The 25,038-nt window shown below is 63.0% G+C and carries 18 protein-coding genes; 4 read left to right on the top strand and 14 right to left on the bottom strand.

What is annotated here, in order from left to right; all coding sequences use genetic code 11:
- Nucleotides 1-8: 8 nt before the first annotated feature.
- The 5 genes from FFS21_RS23180 to FFS21_RS23200 all read right to left on the bottom strand — a co-directional run bounded on the left by FFS21_RS23180 (nucleotide 9) and on the right by FFS21_RS23200 (nucleotide 4,767).
- Nucleotides 9-938 (bottom strand): SMP-30/gluconolactonase/LRE family protein, encoded by a 930-nt coding sequence (locus tag FFS21_RS23180; RefSeq protein ID WP_137927080.1) that lies wholly within the window; start codon nucleotides 936-938, stop codon nucleotides 9-11.
- 43 nt (nucleotides 939-981) lie between these two features.
- Nucleotides 982-1,974: a Bug family tripartite tricarboxylate transporter substrate binding protein gene (locus FFS21_RS23185; RefSeq protein WP_137927081.1), complete on the bottom strand. Its 993-nt coding sequence runs from the start codon at nucleotides 1,972-1,974 to the stop codon at nucleotides 982-984.
- 79 nt (nucleotides 1,975-2,053) lie between these two features.
- On the bottom strand, nucleotides 2,054-2,995 hold the full coding sequence (locus FFS21_RS23190; protein WP_137927082.1) for an NAD(P)-dependent oxidoreductase: 942 nt from the start codon (nucleotides 2,993-2,995) through the stop codon (nucleotides 2,054-2,056).
- Nucleotides 2,992-3,675, bottom strand: coding sequence for an RraA family protein (locus FFS21_RS23195; protein ID WP_137927083.1), 684 nt, complete (start codon nucleotides 3,673-3,675; stop codon nucleotides 2,992-2,994). The genes FFS21_RS23190 and FFS21_RS23195 overlap by 4 nt, the downstream gene beginning before the upstream one ends.
- A gap of 81 nt (nucleotides 3,676-3,756) precedes the next feature.
- On the bottom strand, nucleotides 3,757-4,767 hold the full coding sequence (locus tag FFS21_RS23200; protein WP_137927084.1) for a Bug family tripartite tricarboxylate transporter substrate binding protein: 1,011 nt from the start codon (nucleotides 4,765-4,767) through the stop codon (nucleotides 3,757-3,759).
- Between the two features lie 109 nt (nucleotides 4,768-4,876).
- Between FFS21_RS23200 and FFS21_RS23205 the strand changes: the two genes are divergently transcribed.
- Entirely contained in the window at nucleotides 4,877-5,644 is a 768-nt protein-coding gene (locus tag FFS21_RS23205) for an IclR family transcriptional regulator (protein ID WP_137927085.1), read from the top strand.
- Nucleotides 5,645-5,660: 16 nt separating this feature from the next.
- On the opposite strand, the gene FFS21_RS23210 is transcribed toward FFS21_RS23205, so the two are convergent.
- On the bottom strand, nucleotides 5,661-10,631 hold the full coding sequence (locus FFS21_RS23210; protein ID WP_137927086.1) for a trifunctional serine/threonine-protein kinase/ATP-binding protein/sensor histidine kinase: 4,971 nt from the start codon (nucleotides 10,629-10,631) through the stop codon (nucleotides 5,661-5,663).
- Between the two features lie 149 nt (nucleotides 10,632-10,780).
- Between FFS21_RS23210 and FFS21_RS23215 the strand changes: the two genes are divergently transcribed.
- Both FFS21_RS23215 and FFS21_RS23220 read left to right on the top strand, forming a co-directional pair.
- On the top strand, nucleotides 10,781-11,686 hold the full coding sequence (locus FFS21_RS23215; RefSeq protein WP_160473682.1) for a helix-turn-helix transcriptional regulator: 906 nt from the start codon (nucleotides 10,781-10,783) through the stop codon (nucleotides 11,684-11,686).
- A 239-nt stretch (nucleotides 11,687-11,925) separates the two neighbouring features.
- Nucleotides 11,926-12,825, top strand: a complete 900-nt coding sequence (locus FFS21_RS23220; RefSeq protein WP_249359587.1) for a LysR family transcriptional regulator — start codon at nucleotides 11,926-11,928, stop codon at nucleotides 12,823-12,825.
- A gap of 101 nt (nucleotides 12,826-12,926) precedes the next feature.
- Here the strand turns inward: FFS21_RS23220 and FFS21_RS23225 are convergent, their stop codons facing one another.
- The 4 genes from FFS21_RS23225 to FFS21_RS23240 form a co-directional block, all read right to left on the bottom strand.
- Nucleotides 12,927-13,664 carry a DUF4198 domain-containing protein gene (locus tag FFS21_RS23225; protein WP_137927089.1) on the bottom strand — a complete coding sequence of 246 codons (738 nt, stop codon included), beginning with the start codon at nucleotides 13,662-13,664 and terminating at the stop codon, nucleotides 12,927-12,929.
- A gap of 22 nt (nucleotides 13,665-13,686) precedes the next feature.
- The gene (locus FFS21_RS23230; RefSeq protein ID WP_137927090.1) at nucleotides 13,687-16,113 is read right to left on the bottom strand and encodes a TonB-dependent receptor; all 2,427 of its coding nucleotides are present in this window, start codon (nucleotides 16,111-16,113) and stop codon (nucleotides 13,687-13,689) included.
- A 105-nt stretch (nucleotides 16,114-16,218) separates the two neighbouring features.
- Nucleotides 16,219-17,274: a FecR domain-containing protein gene (locus FFS21_RS23235; RefSeq protein ID WP_137927091.1), complete on the bottom strand. Its 1,056-nt coding sequence runs from the start codon at nucleotides 17,272-17,274 to the stop codon at nucleotides 16,219-16,221.
- A 6-nt stretch (nucleotides 17,275-17,280) separates the two neighbouring features.
- Nucleotides 17,281-17,811 carry a sigma-70 family RNA polymerase sigma factor gene (locus FFS21_RS23240; protein ID WP_137927097.1) on the bottom strand — a complete coding sequence of 177 codons (531 nt, stop codon included), beginning with the start codon at nucleotides 17,809-17,811 and terminating at the stop codon, nucleotides 17,281-17,283.
- Between the two features lie 922 nt (nucleotides 17,812-18,733).
- Here FFS21_RS23240 and oxlT point away from each other — a divergent pair.
- On the top strand, nucleotides 18,734-20,053 hold the full coding sequence (gene oxlT / locus FFS21_RS23245) for an oxalate/formate MFS antiporter (protein WP_137927092.1): 1,320 nt from the start codon (nucleotides 18,734-18,736) through the stop codon (nucleotides 20,051-20,053).
- 73 nt (nucleotides 20,054-20,126) lie between these two features.
- On the opposite strand, the gene shc is transcribed toward oxlT, so the two are convergent.
- The 4 genes from shc to FFS21_RS23265 form a co-directional block, all read right to left on the bottom strand.
- A complete protein-coding gene (shc, locus tag FFS21_RS23250; RefSeq protein ID WP_137927093.1) occupies nucleotides 20,127-22,151 on the bottom strand; it encodes a squalene--hopene cyclase in 2,025 nt (674 codons plus the stop codon).
- Between the two features lie 153 nt (nucleotides 22,152-22,304).
- Entirely contained in the window at nucleotides 22,305-23,360 is a 1,056-nt protein-coding gene (gene mnmH, locus FFS21_RS23255) for a tRNA 2-selenouridine(34) synthase MnmH (protein ID WP_137927094.1), read from the bottom strand.
- Nucleotides 23,357-24,430, bottom strand: coding sequence for a selenide, water dikinase SelD (gene selD, locus FFS21_RS23260; RefSeq protein WP_137927095.1), 1,074 nt, complete (start codon nucleotides 24,428-24,430; stop codon nucleotides 23,357-23,359). The genes mnmH and selD overlap by 4 nt, the downstream gene beginning before the upstream one ends.
- Before the next feature lie 40 nt (nucleotides 24,431-24,470).
- Nucleotides 24,471-24,695: a DUF1653 domain-containing protein gene (locus FFS21_RS23265; protein ID WP_237380761.1), complete on the bottom strand. Its 225-nt coding sequence runs from the start codon at nucleotides 24,693-24,695 to the stop codon at nucleotides 24,471-24,473.
- Nucleotides 24,696-25,038 lie beyond the last annotated feature (343 nt).

Raw genomic sequence — 25,038 nt, forward strand, 5'->3', positions numbered from 1 at the left:
GTGCACTTTCAGCGGCGGGCGTCGTGCTTCCCGCTCAGGGTGGCACCGGGCTCATCCATCTGCACAGTCAGAATCTCACCTGTCGTGGAGTTGGTGATGTAGAGCGTCTTGCGATCGGAGCCGCCGAAAGCGAGGTTGGTCAGCGAGTGCCCCGGCGTGCCGCGAATCACCTCCACGGGTTCGGCGCGATGGTTGAGCACCCAGACGTAGGCCAGCCCGGGGTTGGCGACGAGCAGGCGGCCGGTCTGATCCATCGCCAATCCATCGGGACCGCTGGGCCCGTAGGACGTGAAGAATTGCCCCGTCTTGGAGACGCTGCCATCGGCCTGCAATGGCATCCGCCATACGCAATTGCCCCGCGTGACGGCCACGAACAGGAAGCGTTCGTCCGGCGAGAGCACGACGCCGTTGGGACTCGGCACATTCGATAGCAGCAGGTCGAGCCGGCCCTCCGGCGAGAGTCGATACACGCGCCCCGTCGGATCGTGCAGGCCAGTCTGGCCCTGATCCGTGAAATACACATTGCCGCGCGCATCGAGCGTCAGGTCGTTCACGCCCTTGAAGCTCTCGGTGTTGCGCCGGCCCAGGTGCGGACGCACGTTGCCTGTCTTGATATCGACGAGAACCAGTCCGTTGCGATAGTCCGTGACCAGCAGTTCATCGGCAGTGAAGAACTTCATGCCGTTGGGCTCGCCGTCCCATTCGGCGATTGTCTCCCAAGCCCCATGGGTATCGATCCGGAAGATGCGACCGTTAGGGATATCCGTCACATAGAGGTTGCCTGCATCGTCCACGGCCGGGCCTTCGAGGAAGGAGTCGATGGCGCGTCCGCCCTGATTGGCATCGGACCATGCGGTGTGGCGCTGTTGGCGATAGCGCTCCGGCAGGCTGCTGAACAGCGTGGCTTCGCGGACGACTGGCGGATTCAAGAGAAACATGTGGTGTCCTGACGGAGCGTGACAGATAGGGGTTGGCTACGAATTACTGCTTTTCAAAGCCAGTGCCACTGGCGACCTTACCCCAGAATGCCGTGCGCTCGCCCATTTCCTTGCGGAATGCGTTGGTGTCCCAGTAGCCGGCATCGGCGCCGATACCCTGCGCGTAGGTGCGCATATCGGGCGTGGCCATGGCTGCGGACACTTCCTTCTGCAGGCGGGCCAGCACGTCCGGCGGCGTGCCCTTGGGTGCCCAGAGACCGGTGAAGTTCGTGACGCCGAAACCGCGCACGCCCGCTTCTGCAAAAGTCGGTACGCCCGGCAACGCGGGCAGGCGCTTGTCGCCACTCACGGCCAGCACGCGCAGCTTGTTGCCTTGCACCTGGCCGATCACGCCCGAGATGGACGCCATCTGGAAATCCACGGTGCCGCCGAGCAGCGCGACGGTTGCCTCGCCCGCGCCCTTGAAGGGCACATGCATGAAGTGCGCACCGGCCGCCATCCCCAGCGCTTCGCTGGCGAAGTGGGGTGTCGATCCCGGACCGCCCGAGCCATACGAGACCTTGTTGTCTCCGGCCTTGGCGGCGGTGAGCAGTTCGGCCAGCGTCTTGTACTTGCCGTCGGCCTTGACGACCAGTCCCATCGGCGCGAACACATACGCGCAAACCGGCTGCAAATCCTGCGCATAGTCGAACGGCAGTTTGCGGAAGATATGCGGCAGCAACGCGTAGGTGGTGTCGTTGGCCAGCAGCGTGTAGCCATCTGGCGCCGAGCGGGCAACCTGTACGGCGCCGATGGTGCCCGTGGCACCGGGCTTGTTCTCGACGAAGAAACTCTGGCCGGTCTGCTCGGTCAGGCGCTGCGCCATCTTGCGTGTGACCGCATCGACGGCGCCGCCCGGCGGATAGGGCACCACGATCTTGACGGGACGGGCGGGCCAGGTCTCCGCGTGAACGCCGATCGAGAGGAACGAGAGGGCGGCCAGGGCCCCCAATGCGAATCGCGGAAGCCACGGGGCGCTGTGTTTTGTTGCGTGCATGTCTGTCTCCAACTTATTGCTTCTTGTCGGGTCCGGCTCTTTCTTTTTCCGGACGCCGTGTTGCCTGATCTCGTATCGCTCAGTCTTTCGTGAGTGCGGGTTCGCGGCTCACGACGCCGAGTACATTGCGCGCTGCGGCAACGCCCATGTTCACGTAGGCCGCGCTGGTCACGCCGCCAATATGCGGACTCAGGATAATCCCGGGCTGGCCGTGAAAGATATGGGGCACAGCCATCGGTTCGACGGCAAAGCTGTCGAGGCCCGCACCGGCAACGTGTCCGGAGCGGATCGCGTTCAACAGCGCGGGTTCGTCGATCAGGCCGCCGCGCGCCGTGTTGACGAGGATGACGCCCGGTTTGCAGCGTGCCAGCACATCGGCATCGAGCATGTTGCGGTTGTCGTCGGTGAGCGGGCAATGCAGCGAGATCACATCGGCCTCGGACCAGATCGTTTCCAGCGGCACGGCTTGCACGTAGTCGGGCAGGTTGCGGGCGTAGGGATCGAAGCCGATCACGAGCATGTCCATGGCGTGGCACATGCGGGCGAGGCGCAGGCCAATCGTGCCGAGGCCCACCAGCCCCACGGTACGGCCGCTCAGTTCGATGCTCTTGTGCGTGGCCTTGTCCCAGTGGCCGGCGTGCATGCGCGCATCGAGCGGCACGATGGATTTCGCGCAAGCCAGCATCAGTGCCAACGCGTGCTCGGCAACGGCTGCGGCATTGGCGCCCACTGCGGCCAGTACTTCGATGCCTCGCGCCGCTGCGGCGGTCTTGTCGATGGTGTCGGTGCCACTGCCATGCTTGGCGATGACGCGCAGCGATGGCGCGGCATCCATGACTTCGGCGCCTACGCTGCCATAGCGGACGATGATGCCGACCGGGTCGTGTTGTCTGGCGAGCGACACGAGGTCTGCGGTTTGCGGGGTCTTTCCCGCGAATACGATGGAGAAATCAGCGAGGACCGCGAGGGCTTCTGGCGCGAGGTCCGCACCGGTCACGATGATGGCAGGGCGCGTCGTCACAGCGTTTCTCCCTGCTTCAGCACGCCAGCGGTGACCAGCGAGGCCAGCAGCCACGGGGCAGCGGTGTTGCCTTCCTTGATCTGTGCGATGCGTTTGGCTTCGGCGGCTTCCTTGTGTTCGGCGGCAGCAAGCAGCGATTCGATCTTCTCGCGTTCCACCACCACGACGCCATCGGCATCACCGCAGACGTAGTCGCCGGGGTAGACCGTCACGCCGCCGACGCAGACCGGATGGCCGATGCGGCCGGCCACTTCCTTGGTGGGTCCGTTTGGATTGGTGCCGACGGAGAAGACAGGGAACTTCATCTCTTCCAATTCGAGGCTGTCGCGCACGGCGCCGTCGATGACGACACCGGCCAGCCCGCGCTGGCGCGCTGCACTCATCATGATCGTTCCCATCAGCGCGGAGGTCTGGTCACCCTTGCCGTCGATGACGAGCACGTCGCCGGGTTGCGCCAGTGCCAGTGCGGCATGGATCATCAGGTTGTCGCCGGGGCGGACTTCCACGGTGAAGGCCGGGCCAGCCAGCTTCATGCTGGGGCGCAGTGCCTTGATACGGCCATGCAGCGCACCGCGACGACCTGCCACATCGGCAAGGATGGCCGGCTGGAACTTTGCGGCCTGGGCGACCACGGTGGCCGATACACGTTCGAAGGTTTGATTGAGGTTGGGCAGCGACATGACTTGACTCCGGAAAGGACGGATACAGGCGGAAATAGCGGGAAGGTTCGGGGAATTCGGGAAACGTTCAGGAACAGGCGGTCAATCCAGCCGGGTGCCGGATGCCTTGATGATCGAAGCCCAGCGCGTGATGTCCTGGCGGATCTGCGTGCCAAATGCCTCGGGCGTGCCGCCCAGGACCAGCGCACCCTGATCGCTCAGCGTCTTCACCAGATCGGGCGATTGCAGCGCCTTGTTGAATGCGGCGTTGAGCTTGACGACGATGTCCTTCGGCGTGGCCGCCGGGGCGGCGAAGCCGAACCATGTGGAGGCTTCGAAGTTCGGATAGCCCGACTCGGCAATGGTGGGAACCTGCGGCAGGTCGGTCACGCGCTTGAGCGATGTCACGGCCAGCGGACGCAGCTTGCCGTTACGGATATGGGACAGCAGCGTGGGAACCGACGAGAGATAGAGATCGACTTGTCCGCCGATCAGGTCGTTGACTGCCTGCGCCACGCCTTTGTACGGCACGTGGGTCAGCTTGATGCCTGCGGTCTTCTGCAGCAGTTCGCCCGAGAGATGGGCGACAGTGCCATTGCCGGGCGAGGCGATGTTCAACGTGCCGGGCTTGGCCTTGCTGGCCTGGATGACATCGTTCAGTGTCTTGTAGGGCGAGCCGACCGGCGTCACCAGTACCAGCGGTGCGCTGGCCACGAGGCTGATCGGCGCCAGATCCTTGAGCGGGTCATAGGGCAGGTGGCTGAACAGCGTGGGGTTGATCGCGAGGTTGCTGGTCTGGCCGAGAACGATCGTATAGCCATCGGCGGGCGCCTTCGCGGCGGCGTCCACCCCCAGGTTGCCGCCCGAGCCCGGCTTGTTGTCCACGACGAAGGTCCAACCGGTTGACTTCGCCACGTTGCTGGTGACTTCGCGCGCAATGATGTCGGTGCCGCCGCCTGCCGGGAAGGGCACGATCACGCGGATCGGCTTGGAAGGATAGGCCGGGGCCGCGTTGGCGGATGGGGTGAACTGGGCGAGGCCAGCGGCGGCAAGGCCGAGGCCAAGGGTAACGGCAGTGACTGCGGTGATGGTGAGCGTGCGTGTGACGCGCATTGTCTGTCTCCGGATCTCGTTTTATATGTGGCGGTGCTGTGAGATGGATTGTTGTCGACCGTTTCATTGCCTACAATGCCGTTTCGCACGACGAAACATGTTGCACGCCATGAACCAGAAAAGTAGCGAATCAGGCGCCCCCGAGGATCACGGGGCGAGCGGCGTGACTGCCGTGACGCGGGCGCTGCGGGTGCTGGAGGCATTTGGCGTCAACGATCCGCAGCTTTCGCTGGCGGAGTTGAGCCGTCGCACAGGCATCCACAAGACCACGGTGCTGCGTCTGGCGCGCACGCTGGCGGCGGACAACTACCTCGTGCAGAAAGAGGATGGAACCTGGCGGCTGGGCCGCGCCGCTGGCTGGCTGGGCGCGTGCTATCAGGCGACGTTCAACGTGCAGGAGGTGGTGGAGCCGGTGCTGCGCGAGTTGACGATCAAGACCGGGGAGAGCGCGTCGTTCTATATCCGCGAAGGGCAGCAGCGGACCTGCGTGGTGCGCGTGGAAGGGCCGCAGGCGATTCGGCACCACGTGCGGATCGGCGCGGCCCTGCCGCTCGACAGCGGTTCTCCGGGACGCGTGATCCTCGCGTTCTCAGGGGAATCGGGCGAACTCTATGAAACGATCCGGCGGCGCGGGTTTCACCTGTCACTGGGCGAGCGCGAAGCGGAGGTGTCCAGCGTGTCAGCGCCCGTGTTCGGCCTGCACTGGCGATTGCTGGGCTCGATGTGCATTTCGGGGCCGACCGCGCGTCTCGGGGAAGAACGCCTCCTGGAACTGGCGCAGACGGTGGTGGATGCCGCGAACAAACTCTCTTACGCGATGGCGGGCAGCCAGCGGCCCGCGATGCAGGTGGAAAGGCCCTCGACGTGGCACCCGTGAGGCGTGTGGACGATGGTCAGCGGGCAGTGTCCGCCGGAGGACGGCTGGGGATGGAAAAGCAGAATACGGCGCCGGTGGACGTGTCATTGCACACCTCGATTTCGCCGCCGTGGGCTTCCAGGATCGATTTGCAGATGGATAGCCCCATGCCCATGCCGTAGCCCTTGGTGGTGGCAAGCGAGTCGAAAAGCTGCCCCGCGATGTCCGCGGCGATACCGGGTCCGGTATCGCTGACCGACACCCAGACCATGCCGTGCTCGTCGATTTGTGTCTGGACCGAAATGGATTTTTCGCGGACCTCCACGTCGTTCATTGCTTCGAGCGCATTGGTGACAAGGTTCATGATCACCTGTTGCAGCAGCACGCGATCACCGAACACGATCTCGACGTCCGGCGCAAAGCTTGTGGAGATCCCCACGTTTCCGGCGGCGATGCGTTCCTCCAGCACGCTGAATACTTCGAGAATCGCTTCGTGGATGTCCACGGGCAGTACTTTCGGGCGAGACTCGCGCACCATGGCCCGCAGGCTTTCCATGATCTGTCTCGCCCGCTCGCCGCTGGCCGAGATTTTCTCGATGGCTGCCACGGCTTCCTTGATGTTCGGCGTATCCCGATTCAGCCACCGCACGGCGGCACGGGCGCTTGTACCCAGCGCGGTAATGGGCTGGCCGATCTCATGCACGATGAATCCCGCGAATTCCCCCAGTTCGGTCAGCCGCGCCGCGCGGGCCAGCTTGCCCTGCGTTTCCCGGACGCGGCGTTCGGCGTCCGCGCGGCGCTGGTGTTCGGCTTCCACGCTCTCGTAGAGCTTGGCGTTTTCCAGCGACACGGCCGCCTGCGACGCTAGCACCTCCAGCGTTCTCACCCGTGTGGGATTGAACACCCCGGCGATCAGCGCGTTCTCCAGGTACAGCAACCCGGTGAGTGCACCCTGCTTGACCAATGGCACGCACATGATGGACCGCGAACGGTGGGCGCGGATATAGCTGTCGAGCCCATGCTGGGGATCGTCGCGTGCATCCTCGATGACGACGGACTGCTTGCTGCGCAGCGTCAGGTAGGCAATCGATGTGGAAACCAGCTCCGGCGAAATGGGCTTGCGATCCAGGTTGATGTCCAGTTGCCCCTGTACCAGCCGTGCGTGCGCGGCGCCATGCAGCGCGCCATCCTCCAGCAGGCAAAGCACGGCGCGCTCCGCGCCCGCATATTGCAGGGCATTCTGGAGGATGACCGTCATGACTTGCTGCAGCGATATTTCGCCGGACAAGGCACGGACTGCCCGCAGTACCACTTCGGTTTCAAAGCCTTGCTCGTTCCACGACAGGGGATCTTCGAGTGCGGAAAACCCAGCCTGTTTTGCCATCCGCAACGCAGGGAATGCGGTCTCCAGATGCCGCACCTTGGCGTCGGCACCCCAGTTCGCATAGGCGGTCCTGGCCTGCTCCAGATAGCCACGCTGCGCGGATCGCAATCCGCACCGGCCAGCAAACTGCGCGGCCAGTTCCGTGGCGACGCCCAGCACATGCATGTCACAGGCACGCTCGGCCAGGGAGATGGCCGTTTCGTAGAGGGGGAGGCACTGCGCGTCGTCGCCCGTCAGCGATGCATATTCCGCGCAGAGCAATCGTTCGCGGGACAGGAAATTTTCGGGGTTCGCCTGCGCCCAGCGCTGCATCTGGAGAATCCGGTCTGCGGCGTGACGAGTGTGGGTGTCGCGCGCTTCGTCCGTTGCGGATTTGGCCAGCGCGATACGCAGCAGCCCACTGTAGAAGACGAAATCGGCATTCTCCAGAAACGCGGTAGACGCCCACTCGGTATCGATGGCCCGTGCCTCGGCCTGCAACCCTTCGCGCATGTTTCCCCACAGGAATGCGGCCTGCAGGCGGTAGGCCCAGAACGCGAACGCTGCAATGTCGCGGTCGAAGTTGCCGCTGATGCAGTCAGCGAGCAATTCGACGTAATCCACGGCGCCGAGGTTGGGGTCGCGTAGCCCGATATCGAGCGGCACGCCCCTGAGTTCACGGATGAGCCACGCCTGCGCCATGAACGCATCGACCACCAGCGCGAACTCGGCGTCCCGCGCCAGCCTGAGCCCGTCCTCGGCAATGCGTTGCGCGTCGGACAGTGGCCCGCCGGTAAAAATCAGGTTGGTGACAATATGCCGGCGTGAATACACCGCGAACGTCGCGTCGCCCTGACGGTCGGTCAGTACCGTCGCTTCCTCAAGGTGCCGCCGTGCCTCGGATGCCGGCCCTGTCCACGGCAGACTGAGCGCGCCGTAGCACATCTGCACGCGGCCCGCGTACAACCTGAGCCCGCGCTCGTGCGGCAGCCGCATCGCGAGTTCGCTGAAGACGGCGGTGGTTGCATAGTCTCCGTATCGTGCGCCCGCAATAAAGCTCAGACAGACGTATGCATAGCACGAGGCATCGCAATGCCCATATTCGAGACCGAAATTGATCATCCGCAGCATGAGCACTTCCACCAGATCGGGGCTGGTGAACTGCACGGCCGGAATCAGGTCCGTCATGACATCCATCGCGTTGCGGATGCGCGCGTCAACCATCAGATCCAGCTGGATGAGTTCGTCGACGCTACGGTTGCCGTAGAGCGTCAGCAGCCGTCGATACTCCAGTTCGATGTCCCGGATGGGGTTATCCCTGGGGATTTCGATACCGGTTTCTTCCGCGAGGTAGCGGAAGCCGATTTCCACGCCTTTGTCCGGTTGATCCAGTGCCACGTACATGGCCAGGCGCAGCCGGATCCATTCCGCGCGGTCCCGGGCATCGAGGCGGTGCGCCGGCATGGCGGCCAGTCGTTCCGAAGCCGCCGCGATTCGCATCGAGGCGAATTCACACTCCCCGATTCTCAATTCGATCAGCGAGAGCAGGTCTGCGTTTTCCCCGCCATGCCTGTCGGCACCGTTTCGCAACAGCTTCCCGGCGTTGACGAGATACGATATCGCCGACTCGTAAGCCGTGGCATCCCTGGCCTTGATGGCGGCCTCCAGCATGATGAGAGCAAACTGACGCCGGCGATTTTCCTCGCCAGGATGTTTTAGTGTCTCTTCACAGTAAAGCAGCCCCTTGTCCAGATGGTTGGCCACGACGAAGACGCTGACCTTGAGCGCGTCTCGTGGCCCATCGTTCCACAGGTTGCAGCCCACTTCCAGATGTTTTTCGTGCTGTTCGGATTCACTCAACGTCTGATAAACCGCTTCCCTGAACCGGTCGTGCGCGAAGGCATATTGCTCGTCTTTCCATTCCACCAGTTGCTCTGCAACGGCTACCCGCAGTGAACGCTCCACGAGGTCTGCGGGCTGCTGCATGGCCGCCGCCAGCATCCCGATCGAAGATGGCTCTGCCAGGACCGCCAGATACTGCAACGCCAGGCGCGCGTCGTCGGACAGTAGTGCCAATCGCGTTGACAGGAGTTCCACCACGCTGGAGGTGTTCGACCGTGCCTCGATTTCCGGCAGCGAGGCGGCCCATTCTCCATCGGCCTCGTTGAACACCATGAGGTTGTCGTCGATCAGCGACCGGACAAACTGAATGGTGTGAAGCGGATTGCCGCCCGCACCGCGAAACACCGCGCGCTCCACCACATCGATATTGCCGACCTGATACGCGAGCACCGCGCGGAGCAGTCCGCCCACTTCCGTTTCGGAAAGCGGGCCGATCGACATGCGTTGCACCCGGTTGGCCAGGATAAACGGACGCACGTGAACGCCCTGGTTTTCGGATTGGCCGTCGCGCATGGCGGCAACGAACAGCACTCGCGCGCAGAGCGGATGCCGCATGACATGGGCAACCACCTCCAGCGTCGCTTCGTCCACCCAATGCAAGTCGTCCAGACATAGCATGAGCCGCCGGTCTTGCGCGGTGAATGCACTCAAGAGTCGGGCAACGGCTTCAAGGAACCGCCGCCTTTCGGCATGCGCCGAGACCGCCGGTGTATGCGTGTGTTCGCCCAGCAGCAAGCTGAACTCCGGGAAAATCGTCGTGATCATCGACGACTCCTCGGCAAGCGCTTCCAGAAGGATTGTCTGCAAGCCGTCGAACCGCTTCGGAGAATATCCGAGTACCGTTCTCAGCAAGGCATACAGGGCGCGGGAGAGGCTGGCATAGGGGGTGGCACCATCGCCCTGTTCGCATTTGCCTTGGGCGAACTCGCAGGATTCCGGATCGATGCCCAGTCGGAAATGATCGATCAACGCAGTTTTGCCAATGCCCGCCGGACCTTCGACCAGCCACAACCTGTGTGCGTCGTCTTCGCCCTGCATTGCGCGACGAAGGCTGGCCAGTTCCACATGACGGCCAATCAGTCTGTTGGTGCGAAATGATGCCAGCGCGGATCGCGGTGCCTGCCGCAGATTCGATGATTGCGGAGCACTGGCGAATTGCCATGCCAGCAGATCGTCAACAACATCGGCCGCCCGTTGGTAACGCTCATCGGGCTCCTTTGCAAGCAGACGGTTGAGAATGCCGACCAGATGCCCACCGACATCGCGTCCGAGATTGGCGATGACGGCTTCATCGGGCGGGCGGGCGATATGGGCATGGATCTGTTCCGAGGTGGAGAGTCCGGGGAACAGCACGTGGCCGGTCAGCATGTGAAAAAACACGCAGCCCAGCGAATACAGGTCGGAGCGTGCATCGAATGCGCGATTGACCCGGCCGGTGGCTTCCGGCGCCATGTAATGCAGGAATTCCCGGTCGATCTCCCATTCCGTTCCGCTGGAAAAATCCGAGAGCGCGACGTTGGGATGTTGTCCCCGGAATCCTTTCAGCCGTGCGCTGGGATCGTCGCGGTAGATCAGAATATTCGAAGGCGTCAGCCCGCCATGGATGAGGCCAGCGTCGTGTACCAGTGCCAATGCCCGTGCCACGCGTAGCGCGTTGGGCACGAAAATTTCGGGTGGCATGCCGCCGTCGATGAGCGCCATCAGCGCTTCACTGCCACCGGACAGGTCTTTTGTTTCATCCATGGAATTCTTCGGCGCGCTTATTCGAAACGAATGCCCGCGATTATTGCGGATAATCCGGAAAACACCTAGAAATGTGCTTCCGAAGGAACGCTGTCGGAAGCCACGGGGTAATCAGGTTAAACTTCCGGAGCCCTCCCGATACGCGTCCGATGCACAATCCATCCCCGTTCCAGTTCCGCGAAAAATATAACGAAGCGACGCTCGTACTGTCATCGGCGGAGCGCGCCTGGTCCGGACTCCTGGCCGAAGTCCGCGACCATAGCGGGGGCATCATCACACGCAATGCCGGATTGCCGATCAACGAACTGGTGATCGATCCGCACGGCAGTACATCGGCGGTGGTAACGCGCACCGGCTACGGCATCGTGGATCGTACGCTCGCCAAGCGAGGCACGGTGTGGCTTTGCCCGGAAGGCGTGCAGGAAGACGAGGTGTCGATTTCTACGTTGTTGCCCGGCATGCTCCATCTGTACCTCGACCCTGCCTTGTTTACGGCGGAAGCCCTGGGGGACAGCGTTGCCGGCGGCGAAGCCAATACGTTCTATTTCGATCGGGGATTCGAAGACCCGCTGATTGCGCAGATCGGACTGGTCATCCTGGCCGAACTGCGCGAGGCAACACCCGGCGGCGACTTGTTGATCGAAAGCCTGGCGGGCAGTCTGGCCGTGCGGATGCTGCACCGGCGCGCGAATGTCGCCGCATTGCGCATGCGGGGACTGGAGATGGGCGTCGATCTGGCGCAACACCGCATGCGGCGTGTCGTGGACTATATCCGGGCAAATCTGGAAGGCGATATTCGACTGGAGGATCTGGCGGGTATTGCCTGCCTGAGCCGTTTCCATTTTGTCCGCGCTTTCAAGGCGGCTACGGGTAAATCGCCTTACCGGTATGTCACCGATCTTCGCATCGAACGCGCCAAGGCGCTGCTGCGGCTGGGCCAGTTATCGCTGCTGGAAATTGCGGTGGAGCTGAATTTCTCCTCGCAGGCCACGTTCACGCGCGCCTTCCGCAAGGCCACGGGCTACACGCCCGGCCAATATCCCGGCCGGGAGTAGCGTGAGCGTTCGGCTGCCACATCGACAGCAAGATCGGCATACGGATGCGCAAGGATGGCACATCCCGCCCATTTCCATCGTGGAAGAATGTCACGCGCAGAGCGTACTGGCGCGTGGAGAAGAAAACGATGGGTATGGCAACGGAATCCTCGCTGATATTGGCGCATAGCAATAGCAGGGTGCCTTTGCGTCGCGCCGACGCACTGTCCGCGAGCTTTGGCGCGAGCTACACCGGCATCATGGCGTTCATGGCCGTGGCGACGGAAGGTAGTTTTGCCAAGGCAGGCGAACGACTCGGCATCAGCCGCTCGGCCATCAGCCGCAACGTGCAGAAGCTGGAAACCCAACTGTGTACCCGGCTGCTGATTCGCACCACGCGCAACACGCATCTGACCCACGAGGGACGCCGCTTCTTCGATAACTGCCATCAAGGCATTGCACAAATGGCGGAGGCGATGAACGAAATGCTGGAACTGCGCCAGGGGCCGCCCACCGGCCTGATCAAGATCGGGACACCGGCATGTTTTGGGCGAAAGGTATTGGCACCGTTGCTGGAAAAGTTCTCGCACGAATATCCCGATATCTCCATTCATCTGGTGCTGGACGACGGACCCATGGACCACTCGGTGGACGATATCGATGTGGGCTTCCGCAGCGGACGCATCGAGGATTCCAGCATCATCGCCAGACGGCTCGGGCCGATGCGCAGGGCAGTCTGCGCGGCACCATCCTACGTAGACAGGCATGGTTTGCCACGGACGCTGGAGGAGCTGGCCCGGCATCAGTGCATCAGCCATCGCGTGAACAATGGCCGTCCCGCCGAATGGGAATTCCAGATCGATGGCCGCATCCGCAAACATGCACCGAAATCCCGATTCACCGTCAACAACTCGGATATGGTGCTGCACACGGTGCTGCAGGGATGGGGCGTTGCCCAACTCGCCGATTTCCAGATTGCCGACCATCTTGCGGCCAACGAACTGGTGGTGACGCTGGCTGACGGACTACCCAACGACCTCGGTCATTACATCTGCTACCAGAGCCGCCGCCATCTTCCAGTTCGCACGCGGGTCTTCGTCGACTTCATGGTCGCGGAGTTTCCGCGATTCTCGTTTGGTGGGGTGGGGCTGGATGCTTGAGAGAACGAAGCAATAAAAAAGGCCGCTCAACAACGAGCGGCCCCAGTTCTACCAATTCCCTACTATGCCCGACGACGCATCCGCGCCGTCGTCCGTCCCGATTACTTGTTCGGCGTAGCGGCCGGACCTGCCGGCAGGGCTTCGATGCCATCGCGCTTTACGTACGTGGCCGAGGTCACGTAGCTGACGGTCGTGAATGTCTCCACACCGTTGGCACCCTGGCGTTCGCCGGGCGTGGCGTCGGTGTGGCCGACTTCCGCCACGTAGACGCCTTTCCACGGCATGTCGAAAGTGACCAGGCCCTGTTCGTCGGCGTGCGCTTCCTTGGCCCAGCCGGATTGCGTCACCAGTGCCACCTTGGCCTTGTGCAGCGGCTTGCCCTGGTAGAACACCTTGAACTGGCCGGGCTGGCCGGCGGGCACGATGTCGAGCGCCAGTTTCGGCTGCTGCGGCGCGAAGTCCGAGATCCAGCGCGCGGCGGGGTAGTAGCGGCTGGTGACGTCCTGGTCGCCGCGCTTGAAGGTGCGCAGCGGGTAGCGAGCGTCTTCGGCCAACAGTACATCGCGTTGACCGGCCGTGAACGGCAGCGTGAAGCCCGTGGGGGTCTTCACGCCATTCCCCGTCTTCTCGCCACTGGAGGCGATCAGCGTGGCCGTGGGCGCACCGAACTTGTCGAGCAGGCCCGGCGACACTTCGCGCAGGTTCTCGCCAAACTCGCCGAAGCGGAGCACGGCGCCCTGGCCGGCAGGCTGTTCGATCCAGACTTGGTGGGCTTGCGCAGCGGAGGCCAGGCAGAGCAGGGCGCCGGTGAGCGCGGCGAACTTGACGGAAGTTTTCATGACGGTCTCAGGTTGAGTGGAATCAGAAGTCGAACTGCGCGGACAGCAGCACCGTGCGCGGTGCCGCAACGGTAGCGTACGTTCCGCTCACGAGCCAGTAGTTCGAGTTGAAAAGATTCTCGATATTCGCACGGAATACGACCGATTTCCCCATAACCTTGGTGCGATAACGGGCACCGATGTCGTAGCGCGTCCAGCTCGGCATGCTCAGCGTGTTCGCGGCATTGAAGAACAGTGACGACGTATGAATGATCCGGCCGTTCAGGCTCAGGCCCGGCACCCACGGCATATCCCAGTCCGCGCCCAGGTTGAACGTATAGTCGGGCACGCCGTTGGCATCCTTGCCATCGTTCACGCCACCGGCCGTCTTCTTGAGCTTGGCGTCGTAGAACGTGGCGCTGGCCATCAGGCGCAGGCCGCGCACGGCTTCGCCATAAGCGGACAGTTCCACGCCGCGATTGCGCTGCTCGCCGTCGAAGCTGTAGTAGTTGTTCAGCGGATTCGTCACGGCGCTCGGGCGGTCGATCTGGAACACCGACACCGTGGTGGTCATCTTGCCCCAGTCGGCCTTGACGCCGGCCTCGTACTGGTTCGATTTGTACGGCGGGAACACTTGGCCGGCATTGGACGCCGTGACCGGCGCCACGCCGCCGCGCGACAGGCCTGACGTAAAGTTGCCATACACCGACACGTTCTGCAGCGGCTTGACGACGATGCCGGCAACCGGCGACACGGCGCTCTGGTCGTAGCTGGCCGTCTGCGCGCCCGTGGTGGTGCTGTAGTTGTCCAGCACCACGCGCTGGTGGCGGAAGCCGCCGGTCAGCAGCAGGCGATCGTCGAGCATCGACAGCGTATCGGTCAGCGTGAAGCTGGTCAGCGCCGTCTCCGATGCCTTGGTCGCGTCGATACGCGTGCCGACGACCGGCGGCAGTGGCACCGGATTGTAGATGCTGGACGTGATGGCGCCGGTGGATGACGGCACGTAGGCGTTGCCCAGTTCCTGATCCAGGCGCGCGAAGCTGGCCGTCACCAGGTGGCGAACACCGAACGTGTTGAATTTCGCACGGGCGCCCACGTCCACGGTCGACGTCTTGCTGTACGAGTCGTAGTACGAATTGGTCGCGTTGAACACGCCCTGCGCATTGGCCGGGCCAGACGGGAACGTCTGGTAGGCGGTGCCGTCGCGATAGCCGCCAGCGGCGTAGACCGTCAGGTTGTCCGAAATGTCGTACTCGAGGCGCGACATCACGGCGGTGTCATGCAGCCAGAGTTCGGTGCCGGGATAGAAGTTGCGGTGCGCGGAAGGTGCCTTGGGCAGCGAGGTCACGCTGGGCAGGAAGCCGATCTGCGAGCGGAAATTGTCGGTGCCTTCGTGCTGGGTGTACGTGTCCAGCGTCCAGCGCAGCTTCTTGCCGCGATAGTCGAGCGCCAGCGCGCCCACGCCCAGCTTCTGGCGGCCATCGTCGAGGGTGGTATCGCCGCCCTTGAACACGCCATTCACGCGCACGCCCCATTCCTTGTTCTCGCCAAAGCGGCGGCCTACGTCGGCCTGCACGCCGAACAGGGACTTGCTTTCGTAGGTGGTGGTCAGTCGCGTCAGTGGTTCGTCCTCGGCGCGCTTGGTGACCACGTTGATTGCGCCGCCGATGCTGCCGCTCGGGCCGATGCCGTACATCAGCGTGCCCGGTCCCTTGAGCACTTCCACGCGCTCCATGATCGCGGCGGGCATGCGGCTCGACGATGCCATGCCGTACAGGCCGTTGAGGCCCACGTCGCCACTGGCCACCGTATAGCCACGGATCTGGAAATCCTCGCCAAAGCCGCCGCGCGAGGTCAGCACCCGTACCGATGAATCGTTGATGACTACATCGGCCAGCGTCTTGGCCTGCGTGTTGTCGAGGAACTCGGCCGTGTAGTTGGTGGTGCTGAACGGCTGGTCCAGCACATTGGCCGAACCCAGCACACCCAGGCCGCCGCCGCGCGCCACCTGGCCGCCGGCGTAGGCGGACGGCAGGCCGTCGGCTGCGGCAACGACGGTCACTGCCGGCAGCATGGTGCCGTCCGCAGACCCGCTGCTGACCGGGCCATTGATCAGATAGCTGCCATTCGATTGCTGGGATAACTCCAGGCCGGTGCCGGCCAGCAGCGTATCGAGTCCGCTGCGCGGCGTGTAGGTGCCGCTCAGGCCGGCGCTCTGCTTGCCGGTGGTGATTTCGGGCTTGAAGGACAGCATGATGCCGGCATCGCGGCCAAAGCGGCTCAGCGTGTCTTCGAGCGTGCCGGCGGGAATGCTGTAGTTACGCGCTGCCTGGGCATGCGCGGGCAGCGGCATCGCCACCATTGGAGCGCCAACCATGGCGCCCAGCGCAATGCGGCCCACCAGGGAGGTCAGCAGTTTGCGACGAAAAACAGGAATTGACTCACGCTTGCGCGCCTGGACCGGACCCATGGACAGACCTTTTGAATGGAAGGGATAGAAGTGCTTACCCTCCATGACCCGCGAGATCTGAAAACGGATCAGCTTTCCCGGAATTATTTTTGCAGTATCGGATTGTCAGCTTCGGCGTCCCGGCATCAGGCGGATTTCGTCCTGGCCCCAGAGCCGGGTCACGGTTTCCTTCTGCAGGAACAACGTGGAACTCAGCGTCTGCAATACCTTGTCGAGGTTGTCCAGCGGGAACGAGCCGGATACGCGTACGCCCGCAATGGACGGGTCGCACGACAGGTTCGCGCGGCTGTAGCGCCGCAGCTCGGCAATGAAATCGTCCAGTCGCATGCTGCGGGCCACGATGAACCCTTCGGCCCAGGCGATGCGCGCGGTATCGGCCGGCCCAGCCTGCTCCACGGCTTCGCGGTTGAAGACCGAGCACAGGCCGGCCTGCATGACATGCGGATGCGCGGTGTTATCGCGCGGGCGAATTTCCACGGCGCCCTGGAAGACGCAGACCTCGGTGTCGTTCTCGCGCTGGCGCACCGAGTAGCGTGTGCCGAGCGCGCGGGCCGTGCCCTGCGCGGTTTCGATGAGGAAGGGGCGCGGCGTCGGGAGCGGGTCCTTGGCCGTGGTGACGAGGATTTCCCCGGACACGAGGCGTACGCGACGTTCGACGTCAGTGAAAGCAAGATCGACCGCGGTATCGGTATTCAGCATCAACTGCGTACCGTCGGTCAGCATCACGGTGCGCCGCTCGCCTACGCCGGTGCGATAGTCGGCGGACCATTGGCGCCACGGCGTGTATTCGCGCGCCGCGGCCGTCAACCCCGTGGCGAAGGCCAGCGTGGCGAGTGTCTTCAATGCATGCCGGCGTGCCGTGCGACGCTGGGCTTCCGAACGCGGTGACGGCACGGTCGGCCCGTGCGTTAGCGCACTGCGGGCGATATCCGCTGTGCCGGGCGATGCCAGGGGCTGCAGCCGGCTACGGACGGATTCGATACGCTGCCAGGCCCGCTCATGGTCAGGATGTTCGGCACGCCAGCGACGCCATGCGTCGGTGACGTGCGATGCGCCATCCGCATCCTGCAACGCCACCACCCATTCGACCGCACGCTCGGCCACGCTTGCGGGAATCGTGGCCGCATCGGCCGTGGCGCGATACCAGGAAGATGTAGGCATGGCGCGTCAGCCTACGAAGGACAGGTCGGCGAAGTAGCACTGCTGCAGTCCCTTGACCACATAGCGCTTGACCGTGGGAATCGAAATGCCAAGGGTCTCCGCTACCTGCGCGTGCGTTTGTCCGTCGAGTTGCGTCAGCAGGAAGGCCTCTCGCACGGCGGGGGCCAGACCATCGAGCAACTGGTCCAGTTCGAACAGCGTTTCCAGCAGGATCGCGCGATCTTCCGGAGAGAGTTCGACTTGATAGGGCGCCTGCGCCAGTGCATCGAGGTAAGCCCGTTCGAGTTGCTCGCGCCGCCATTGATTCGACATCAGGTTCCTGGCCACGGTGGTCAGGTAGGCGCGCGGTTCGTCGAGCTGGGCTGGCACCCGCTCGCTATTGAGCAGGCGCACGAACGTGTCCTGTGCGAGATCCGCAGCTTGATCGGCGCTGCCCACGCGGCGGTGCAGCCAACCCTTGAGCCATGCGTGGTGGTCGCAATACAGGGATTCGATCGTGGAAGGCAAGGAAGGCAGCGTAGCGCCCGGCGTACTCATGGTCTGACCCGTCATCGGTTACTACATGCTGTCCCGTGAGCGGATGCCCGGCTAGCCTTGCAGTGACACGCAATACAAATGCGAATGGTTATTAATAACAGGGCAGGTGCCGACTGTCAATTTCTCGAAATCCGACTAAAGGCAGGACGTTGTAGCGGGAACACAGTTTTTCCTTCGTTTTCAATGTGATCCATTGCGCATTCCATGATGAGTATCGAATAGTTATCTTCCTTAATTCGTGGTTTTCCCGTATCTCCATTTTGATTCTGACAAACTTGTAATCAAATTAATCTAGAGAAAACCCTGAAGGGGGTTATTTTCGACAAAACTTCCGCTATAAATACGGCACGTGTTGCGAACTGGTGTCACGCTCCACGCCTCTGCCCGCTTGTGCTAGCCTGCGGGCTTTTTTTTGTCCTGGATTTGTGAATTCATAATCCATTATTTCAAAATGGAATCGACGTGCTGTCATTGATTCATCTTCCGAATCAATCCTAATGGGGTGGATGGTGAAAACCCTGCTGTGCATTTATCTTGACTCTTCTGGTATATCACATACCTTATATCCATCCCGGCGCAGCATTACGCGAACATTACGGGACGTGACACGTTGAAGATTACAAATCTGTCATTCATTCAGCGGATTTAATAATAGGAGGATTTTCAGATGGATTCAGAATAAGACAAGTTCCCCCCGTTTGACGGCAGGTCCCATGCCTGCTTGTTCCTGGCCAGGTCGTCCGCATGCCATCATGGCTGCGGCGCATGGATATCACGTGAAGTCAGAATCCACAAAACATAATAAGAAAGACACAGGAGACACGAGAATGCTTGCGACCATTTTCAGGAGTGGATGCCGGTTACCAATGCGTCGACGCACACCCCACCAAAATCCCCATCAATCGAACAAAGGGAGCGTGCAATGACGTACGCATCGACGGGGGCTGCGAGCCCCAAGCCGCAAATTTCCGAGAGCACCCGCTGGAAACAGCTGCTGGTTGGCGTGATCTGCATGATCGCCACGGCGAATATCCAGTACGCGTGGACGCTCTTCGTACCGGAAATCCAGGACGAATTTGGATGGTCGCGAGCCAATATCCAGATTGCCTTTACAATTTTCGTGCTGGTGCAAACCTGGCTGGCGCCTATCGAGGGCTACTTCATCGATAAATTCGGGCCACGGCTGATGGTGGCGTTCGGCGCGTTGTTCATCGGTGCCGCCTGGGTCATCAATTCGCAGGCGACGACGCTGATGGGCTTCTACTTCGGCGCAGTTGTCGGCGGGCTGGGCGTAGGGTCGATTTATGCCACCTGTATCAACAATGCGATCAAGTGGTTCCCGGACCGGCGCGGCCTGGCAGTGGGCCTGACGGCTGGCGGCTACGGCGCGGGTTCGGCGGCCACCATCCTGCCGATCGCGGCGATGATCGAGTCGCAAGGCTTCCAGCACACGTTCCTGTTCTTCGGCCTGCTGCAAGGTTCGCTGGCATTCGTGGCAGCCTGGTTCCTGCGCGCACCGCAGAATGTGGAGGTCAAGCTGTCGACCAAGATCTATCAGTCGACGCGCGACTTCACGCTCAAGGAAGCGCTTTGCACCCGCCTGTTCTGGCTGATGCTGGTGATGTTCGTGCTGGTGGTGACCGGCGGCATGATGGCCGTGGCACAGCTGGGCGTGATCGCCAAGGACCTCGGCGTCAAGGACTTCAAGGTTGACCTGCACTTCTTCGTGATGGCTGCGCTGCCGCTGGCGCTGATGCTCGACCGCGTCATGAACGGCATCTCGCGACCGCTGTTCGGCTGGATCTCGGACCACATCGGCCGCGAGAAGACCATGGTGATCGCGTTCTCGCTGGAAGGGATCGGGATTATCGCGCTCGGCTACTTCGGCAGTAACCCCTACGCGTTCCTGCTGCTGTCCGGGCTGGTGTTCCTGGCATGGGGCGAGGTCTACTCGCTGTTCTCCGCACTGGCCGGCGACGCGTTCGGTACCAAGCACATCGGCAAGATCTACGGCGTGCTGTACACGGCAAAGGGGATTGGCGCGCTGTTCGTACCGATCGGCAACCTGATCATGGAAGCGACCGGCACGTGGTCCACGGTGCTCTACACGGTGGCCACCATGGACCTGATTGCGGCCTTCCTGGCATTCACGGTGCTCAGGCCAGTATTTGCCGGACACGTGGCGGCGTCCAAACGGCAGTTCGTGGAAGAGCAGGGAGGGCGAACGCAGGTGCCGGCTTAACCTCGAATCCGCTTGAAGCAGGCCCCCCTCTCCCGCTGCGCGGGAGAGGGGGAAGGGGGAGAGGGTTGGCGGTTCAAACAGCCGCTGTCACATCTTGAGCGGCTTGCCCTCTCCCCCGCCCCTCTCCCGCTTGCGGGAGAGGGGAGCAAACCGGCTGGGAGACAACAGATTTCCCTACCACCAGCCTTCGATATCGCCCCAGCGCCCACAGCGGAAAATACGCTGTATAACCGTGATACTTCAAATGGAAGATTCGCGGGAAACCCGGCGCATTATGGAAGGGGTGCATCCAGAACCCGTCGGCCTGCTGCGTGCGAATCAGATATTCGACGCCACGGCGTACCGAATCCGATTTTTGCTCGCCCAGCGCCAGTTGCCCCAGTAATCCCCACGCGGTCTGGTCGGCCATGCTGCCGAAGACATGCGTGCCGGCGAGCGCGGGATCGATATAGCTGTCGTTGGTTTCGCCCCAGCCGCCATCATGATGCTGCTTGGCGCGCAGCCACTCCACGGCGCGGCGCACCATCGGTTGCTGGCGGTCCACGCCGGACAGCGCCAGGCCGGCCAACACGCTCCACGTCCCATAGATATAGTTGGTACCCCAGCGGCCCCACCAGCTGCCGTCGCGTTGTTGCGTCTGGCGCAGATAGTCGATGCAGCGTTCGCGCACCGATTTGTCTTGCGGACGATTGGTGACGCCCAGCGCCAGCAGCACGCGGCCCGAGACATCCTCGGTCGGCGGATCGAGCAGCGCGCCATGATCGGCAAACGGAATCGCATTGAGATAGCTGCGGTCGCAATTGGCGTCGAACGCGCCGAAGCCGCCGTTTTTCGACTGCAACCCAATCGACCAATCCATCGCGCGGTCCACGTGCGGCTTGAAGCGGGCTTCCTGATTCGTGCGCCGTGCGTGGGCGTGGATCATGGCGAGCACTACGGCAGTGTCGTCCACGTCGGGGTAGTACGGATTGGCGTACTGGAATGCCCAGCCACCCGGCCTGGTGCCCGGCGTGGCGTTCTGGTCCCAGTCGCCGGACTGGTCGAGCACCTGACGTTCCGTGAGCCAGTCGTAGGCCCGGGTAATGGCCGCGGCACTTCGCTCGCTGGCGGGTGCCTGTTCCAGCGCCATCAGGCTCCATGCCGTATCCCACACGGGCGAGAGGCAAGGCTGGCAGTAGGCGCTGCCATCGTCGCGATGCACGATCAGCTTCTTCAAGGCGTCGCGGCAATCGCGGCGCATCGGATGGTCTTCGGGATAGTCCATCAGCACCATCATCTCGTAGCTGTAGACCATCGGCGGGAAGATGCCGCCGAAGCCGTCCTCGCCGTTCATCCGCTCCTCGCTCCACTTCACCGCGCGGGCGATGGCGCGGCGGCGCACGACGCGCGGGATCAGCGGTTCGAGGGGACGCACCACGCGGTCGAGCTTCAGGAACGCGCCCTGCAGCCCGCGCTTGCGCGGGAAATACTCGCGCTCCAGCTCAGGGGGTGTGACGAACAGTTCCTGGATATGGATGCCGAGGGGATTGCGAGCCTGTGCGCGCATGGCGCAGAGCACCAGCAGCGGCACCATCGTCGTGCGGGCCCAGTAAGCCACCTTGTCCAGATGGATCGGTGCCCAGCGCGGAAACAGCATGAACTCCACAGGCATGAACGGCGTGGCGCGCCAGGGCACCTCACCGAACGTGGCCAGCAGAATCCGCGTGAAGACGTTCGATTTCGCCGCGCCGCCGCGTGCCAGGATGACTTCGCGGGCGCGCACCATGTGCGGAGCGTCGGGCGAATCGCCAGCCGCCTTCAGCGCAAAGTACGCCTTGACGCTGCATGAGATGTCCACGTCGCCGCCGAGGTAGAGATCCCAGGCGCCATGGCCTTCCAGGCGCTGCGTGGCGCGCAGGTAGCGGGCCATGCGCGCCTGCAGATCGGTGTCGATCTCGTCGACGAAATGCATCATCAGGACGTATTCGGCCGTGATGGTGGCATCGGATTCGAGTTCGAAACACCAGTGGCCGTCGGGGTGTTGCTGCGCCAGCAGCGCATCGCGCGCGCGGACGAGGGCGGCGTCAAGATCGGCCGCCGGAATGGCTTGTGAGGTCATGCTTGCTCTGGACGTGCGCCTGCGGGTCGGCATCGCCATTGCATCTTCAACTGCGGCTGCTCGGGACGTCGCTGGCCTTCACTCATGGCGGCGCACGATACCATCCAGACCAATTGTTTGCAACGCGTGTGGCGGAACAGACTGTTCTTGAAGTTACGCGCGGGGCACTCTCAGTCCGGCAATCACGTTCGCGAGCCGTGCGATGCCGGCCTCGGAGAGATCGTCGGCAGGCACCGTCACTCGCTCGCCCCACGCGTGGAAATGCGTGCGCTGGGAGCGCACATACGACGGGTCATAGTGTTTGAGCGCCAGTTCGGTGAACAGCGCGGGCAGGTTGTGCGCATGCGCCAGCGCCTGCCACTCGGCAATGGTCTTGCGCCCATGCAGCGGCGCCAGGCGCTCCACCTGTGCGGCGAGCCAGTCGGGCCGGTCGCCGAGGTAGGCGTAGTCCTGCAGCAGGTAATCGAGCCGTGCCGGCCATGCCGCCTGGATTTCGATGCAAGGACTGGCGCGCATCCGGCTCACAAGCGGCACAGGCAGGTTCAGTTGCCCGATCCGCGCGCCTTCGCCTTCCACATAGACCGCACGCGTGAAGTCGATCTGTTCGATCACGTTGCCCAGCGCCGTCTCGAAACCGGTCTGCGAAGGTTGCGCGATATCGGGCAGGGCGCCCAGCAGCGATCCCTTGTGCCGCGCCATGCCTTCGAGGTCGAGCACCTGCTCGCCGCGTGCGGCCAGGGCGTGCAGCAGCCGGGTCTTGGCGCTGCCCGTGGCGCCGCAGATCACTACCAGCGGCAGAAGCGGCGCCTGGGCATCGATCATGCCGATCACATGGCGTCGCCAGGACTTGTATCCACCCGCCATTTGCTGGGCATCCCATCCGACCATGCGCAACCACGTGGTCATCGATCCGCTGCGCAGCCCGCCACGCCAGCAATAGATCAGTGGTTTCCAGTTGGCGGGACGATCCGCAAAGGCGCCGCGCAAATGCCGCGCGAGGTTGGCCGCCACCATCGCACCGCCCACGCGTCGGGCCTCGAACGGGCCTGCCTGCTTGTAGAGCGTGCCGACGATGTGGCGTTCCTCGTTATCGAGCACGGGGCAGTTGATGGCACCCGGAATATGGTCGATCTCGAACTCGGCGGGCGTCCGTGCATCAACGATCGTGTCAAAGGCGTGGCGATCTTCCACGCGTGCAAACGGCTTCATGCAGTAACGGTCAGTCCCGGTTCGCCAGCTTCCATGCGGCCCACCACGGCAGCCTGCGCAAAGCCTTCCTTGTGGAAGATCGACAGCACCTGCTCCACGGCATGTGGTGCGCAACTGACCAGCAGCCCGCCGCTGGTCTGCGGATCGGTGACGATGGCCTGCGCGATATCGGGCAGGCCGGTTTCTATCGTGGCATCCGCGCCGTAGCCTTCCCAATTGCGGCGTGACGCACCGGTGATATGGCCCTGTGCGGCCAGTGTGGCAATGCCGTCGAGCAGTGGCAGGCGAGACCATTCGAGCACGGCGCGCAGCCCGGCGCCGCGCGCCAGTTCCAGCGTATGGCCGGCCACGCCAAAGCCGGTGACATCGGTCAGCGCGTGCACGCCGTCGAGTTCGGCCAGCGCAATGCCTGGCGTATTGAGCCGCGTGGTGGTGTCGATCAATTGCGCGTAACCGGCATCGCCAAGCGCGCCCTTCTTGAGCGCGGCGGACATGACGCCCACACCAAGCGGCTTGCCGAGCACGAGAACGTCGCCAGCGCGTGCATCGCGGTTACGACGGATGCGCGACGGATGCGCGAGGCCCATCACCACCAGCCCGTAGATCGGTTCGACGGAATCGATCGTATGGCCACCCGCAATCGGGATGCCTGCGGCGCGGCACACGGCCTGGCCGCCTTCGAGCACGCGGCCGATCACGTCGATGGGCAACTGGTTCACGGGCATGGCCACGAGCGCCAGCGCCATGATCGGACGTCCGCCCATGGCATAGACATCGCTGATGGCATTGGTGGCGGCAATGCGGCCGAAGTCAAACGGATCGTCGACGATCGGCATGAAGAAATCGGTCGTCGCGATCAGGGCCTGCTCGTCGTTGAGCTGGTAGACCGCCGCATCGTCGGACGTCTCGATACCGACCAGCAGTTCCTTCGGTATCGGCATGCCAGTGCTGCCACGCAGGATTTCCGACAACACACCGGGCGCGATCTTGCAGCCGCAGCCGCCACCATGGGAAAAACTGGTGAGTCGCACGGGCAATGCCGTGTCTGCGTTCGGAGTCAGGTTGCTCATGATCTTGGGAGGCCCGGTCGGGCTGTCAGCGAATAGGCGCCTACTTTACCTCGTTCGCCGCTGACTCTGCTTCCAACGGCACAAAGCGCACGCGTTCGTCCGCCAGCTTGCCGTGAAACATCTCGGCAGGACGCACCCAGCCGCCCGTCTCGTGCGGCCAGAGGTGAACGTAGACCGTCAGCACGTCGCCGGTCTCGCTGTGCTTCGATTCGAAGAGCCGCCGGTAGAGACCGCCCTTGTAGTGGCGGTGCGTGGCGAGTTGCAGGGCTTCGGCTTCGGAGGTGACCTTGTATTGCGGGTCGGTTTGCTGGGTGAAGGTGGAGACGAGGTCGAAGGCGTCGCGGAGGGTGGTGAGGGTGGGGTTTTGCATGGGGTGTCCTTGGCGGAATACGAAGGACGGGATTCTACTGCCGGTTTGCTCTCCTCTCCCGCGAGCGGGAGAGGGGCGGGGGAGAGGGCAAGCGGTGCAAATTGCGATGAGGTCGGCAAGCAGAGCCGGGCCTGTCAGGAATTTTGTGTGTAGGGCATAACATGTCGTTAAGGAGCATGTATGCCACGCAAACCGAAAGCCCCATTGCGGGAATTGCCCGCCATCCCGAAGGAATTGA

It is taken from the genome of Cupriavidus sp. 2SB (genome assembly GCF_005503625.1).
Lineage (GTDB): Bacteria > Pseudomonadota > Gammaproteobacteria > Burkholderiales > Burkholderiaceae > Cupriavidus.